The organism is Streptomyces apricus (assembly GCF_008369065.1).
In the GTDB taxonomy this organism is placed as follows: domain Bacteria; phylum Actinomycetota; class Actinomycetes; order Streptomycetales; family Streptomycetaceae; genus Streptomyces; species Streptomyces apricus.
Window position 1 is genome coordinate 1 of sequence record NZ_VDFC01000125.1, and the last position, 3,977, is coordinate 3,977.

The following is a 3,977-nucleotide window of genomic DNA, read 5'->3' on the forward strand; positions in this document are numbered from 1 at the left end:
GGGGATGTGGCACGGGTGAGCGGATTACGGCGGTGCGGGGGTCTTGCGGCGGCGGGCTCGGTGCTCGTCGCGGGGTGCACGGCCGCGCACGACAAGGACAACGACAACGACGACGGAGCGCGGGCACGGCCCTCCGCGAGCAGGAGCGCGGAGACCGGACGGGGGGACGCCCCGGCCACCGCCGGATCGCAGCAGCCGCTGACCGACCCGGCCAGGTACCCCCGGACGCCCGCCGAGGGGCGGGCCGTCGTCGGCCGGCTGATCCCCGGTCCGGCGCTGTTCGGTGCGGACGTGACGCGGGCCGTGCCCTACGAGAGCCGTCCGGGGAGCTGGGCCGACCTGGACGAGGAGTGCGTGTGGCAGCTGCGGGAACCGCCCGAGGACGTACTGGCCACGCGGACCCGGTACTTCTGGCTGCCCGCCGAGAAGGGCGGCGGCAAGGGGGCGGTCCGGCTGACCACCACGGTCACCGTGCACCGCACCGCGCTGGACGCCGCGTGGGAGCAGGCCGGGATGCTGGAGGAGGCGCTGGGCTGCGAGGAGCAGGTGCTGCGCCCGGGCGAGCGGCTGACGAACCTCTTCTCGTCCGCCTTCGGGCTGGGTGAGGGCGGCAACGTGGACGTCGACGACTCCCTGCTGGAGAACGGTCTCTGCCACAGCGAGACCCGCGGCGGACCGTATCCGTACTTCTGGCAGCAGGCCACGCTCGGCCCCGTGGTGCTGTCGGCCTCCGCGTGCGGCGGCCGCGGGCGGACCAAGGACGAGGTGCAGGGACTCGTGCAGGAACCGCTGGCGCAGCTGATGGTGCGGGCCGAGCGGGAGATCGGGCCGGAGGCGGGGACGGACGAGGAGCGCGGCACGGAACCGGAGCCGGGCACGAAGGGGGATTCGTGATGGAGCGGCTGTCGGCCTCCGACCCGTCGCACCTGGGGGCGTACCGGCTGCTGGGGCGGCTCGGCGCCGGCGGCATGGGTGTCGTGTACCTGGCCCGCGCCGCGGGCGGGGACCTGGCGGCGGTGAAGGTGATCCTGCCCGAGTACGCCGACGAGCCCGGCTTCCGGGCGCGCTTCCGCCGCGAGGCCGCCTCCGCGCGGCAGGTGGACAGCCCCTGGGTGGTGCCGGTGCTGGACGCTGACGTCGAGGCCGGCGCGCCCTGGCTGGCCACGGCGTTCGTGCCGGGTCCCTCGCTGGCCGAGGCGGTCACCCGGTGCGGCCCCCTGCCGGTCAGGGCGACGCGGGTGCTGGGCAAGGTCCTGGCCCGGGCCCTGGGTGCGGTGCACCGCGCGGAACTGGTCCACCGGGACGTCAAACCGGGCAACGTCCTGCTGGCCCCCGACGGGCCGCGGCTGATCGACTTCGGGATCGCGCGTCCCACGGCGGCCGACGCGACCGAGCTGACCTCGGAGTCGATGGTCGTCGGCACCCCCGGCTTCCTCTCCCCCGAGCAGGCCCGGGCCCGGCCGGTCGCGTCCGCGAGCGACGTGTTCGCGCTGGGGTGCGTCCTGGCGTACGCGGCCACGGGACGCCTCCCCTTCGGCGGCGGCGCGGTGGACGCGGTCCTGTACCGCACCGTGCACGACGAACCCGATCTGGACGGCGTCGAGGAGCCCGCGCTGCGGGCCCTGCTGGAACGGTGCCTCGCCAAGGACCCGGCGCGGCGGCCCCCGGCCGACGAGGTCGACGCCCTCCTGGTGGAGGACGACCCGCCCGGCTCCGTGGACTGGCTGCCGGACCCGGTGGTGCGCATGGTCGCCGACCGGTCGGCCGACCTGCTGGCCCTCCCGGGCATCGAGGACACCGCGGTCGACGCCCCGGACGCTCCCGGCGGGCGCGCGGCGCCGGGGCGGCGGCGGATCCTGCTGGCCGGCGGTGCCGCCCTGCTCGCGGCCGGCGGGGGCGGTGCGGCCTGGGCGGCGCTGCGTGAGGACGGCGGGAAGGCCGCGGGCGGCGGCGCGCGCCCCTGGGTGCTCGGCCTGCACGCGGACCTGAGCGGGCCTCAGAAGGCGGCGGGACGGGCCCAGGAGCGCGGCGTGCGGCTGGCCGTCGAGGAGTACCTGGCCCGCCGCACCAGACCGTTCCCGCTCGCGCTGGAGGTCGTCGACGACCGGGGCCGGGCCTCCGAGTCACTGCGGACCGCCCGGCGCCTGACCCGTGACCGCGATGTGCTCGCCGTCCTCGGTCCCACGGGCGGGGAGTCCGCCACGGCCGCGCTGGAGGTGTACGAGGGGGCGGGGCTCCCGCTGCTCAGCGTCTCCGAGCTGTCGGTCAGTGCCGTGCAGACCGCGCTGCTCGCCGAGCCCCGCTCCTACTTCCGTACCGCCCCGCTCGCCGCGTACACCGCGTACGGCACCGTCGTGCGGCTGCGCGCGCTGGGGGTGCGCCGTCCGGGCCTGCTGGCCGACCGGGCGGGCCGCATCACCGGCTGGGAGTTCGTCACCCTCGCCCACAAGGCGGCCGACAGCCTGCGCAGCGACCTGTACGTCCGGGCCGTGCCGGCCGCCGCGGCGGATCCCTCGGTCGTGGTCGCCGACATGCTCGACCACGGGGTGGACGGCCTGTTCTACTCGGGCACCGCCGAGCGCGCCGGACCGGTGGCCCGCGCCCTGGCGCGAGACGGCTTCCGGGGACCGCGCTTCCTCGACCCGCCCTCGGCGACGGCGGCGTTCACCGCCGCGGCGGGCGGGGCGGCGGACGGCTGGCAGGCCCTCACCCCGTACATCTCCCCGGACGCCGCCCCCGCCCGGCGCTTCGCCGCCGCGCACCGGCGCCGCTACGGCAGGGCCCCCGGGATCTGGGCGGCCGAGGCCTACGACACCACGCGCCTGGTCCTGGACCGCCTCACGGCGCTGGCCGCCGGGGGCTCCCGGCCCACCCGCGCCCGGCTCACCGAGTCCCTGGCCCGGTCGCGGTTCAAGGGCATGCTCACCACCTACGCCTTCGACGACGGGCGGCAGCTGGAGCCGGACGGCGTCCACCGCTACCGGGTCGACGGCGGGCGGTTCGTCTACGCCGGCACCGTCCGCCTGGCCGGCTGAGGGCGGGAACGGGGCGATGCGGGCACTGGGCGCACACGATCCCGAGGTACTGGGCGGGCACCGCCTGCTGGCCCGTCTCGGTTCCGGCGGCATGGGCACGGTGTACCTGGCGCGGAGCCCCGCCGGGGCGCTGGTGGCGGTGAAGGTGATCCGCGCCGAGCACGCGGCCGACCCCGCCTTCCGGGCCCGCTTCCGCCGGGAGGCGCGGCTGGCCACGGGGCTGGCAGGGCGCTGGGTGGTACCGGTGACGGCCGCCGACGCCGAGGCGCCCGCACCGTGGCTGGCCACCGCGTTCGTGCCCGGCCCCTCCCTCGCCGAGGCGGTCGGCGCGCACGGCGCCCTGCCCCCGTCCGCCGTGCTCACCCTGGGCGCCTGCCTGGCGGAGGCGCTGGACGGCCTCCGGGCGGCGGGCCTGGTGCACCGGGACGTCAAGCCCGGCAACATCCTGCTCGCCCTCGACGGGCCGCGGCTGATCGACTTCGGCATCGCCGGCGGGGCCCTCGCCACCGCGCTGACCGCACCGGACGCGGTCGTCGGCACACCCGGCTACCTCTCCCCCGAGCAGACGCGGGCGCACGGCGACCGGGTGGGCCCGGCGAGCGACGTGTTCTCACTGGGCTGCGTGCTGGTCCACGCCACGACCGCGCGCCGTCCGTTCGGTACCGGGGACGCGGCGGCCGTGCTGTACCGGACCGTGCACGAACAGCCCGACCTCGCGGGCCTGGACCGGCTGCCGCCGCCGGTGCGCGAGGCGGTCGCGCGCTGTCTCGCCAAGGACCCGCGGCGCCGTCCGGCGGCGGCGGAGCTGCGGGACGTCCTCGTCGCCCACGGCGGTGACACGGGCGGGCCGCGCGACTGGCTGCCGCCGGCGGTGCTGCGGCTGGTGGCCGAGCGGTCCGCCCGCGCCCTCGACCCGCCGCCCCGCCGGAGCGGTCCCGTCCC

The 3,977-nt window shown here is 77.7% G+C and carries 3 protein-coding genes; all 3 read left to right on the top strand.

The annotated features are described in order from the left end of the window. Nucleotides 1-894 (top strand): hypothetical protein (locus FGF04_RS38350; RefSeq protein WP_235882734.1); only part of this gene is annotated, 894 nt, incomplete at its 5' end. After that, nucleotides 894-3,035 (top strand): bifunctional serine/threonine-protein kinase/ABC transporter substrate-binding protein, encoded by a 2,142-nt coding sequence (locus tag FGF04_RS38355; RefSeq protein WP_149516015.1) that lies wholly within the window; start codon nt 894-896, stop codon nt 3,033-3,035. The genes FGF04_RS38350 and FGF04_RS38355, both read left to right, overlap by 1 nt. Nucleotides 3,036-3,051: 16 nt before the next feature. After that, a partial coding sequence (locus FGF04_RS38360; RefSeq protein ID WP_149516014.1) for a serine/threonine-protein kinase occupies nt 3,052-3,977 on the top strand: 926 nt, incomplete at its 3' end.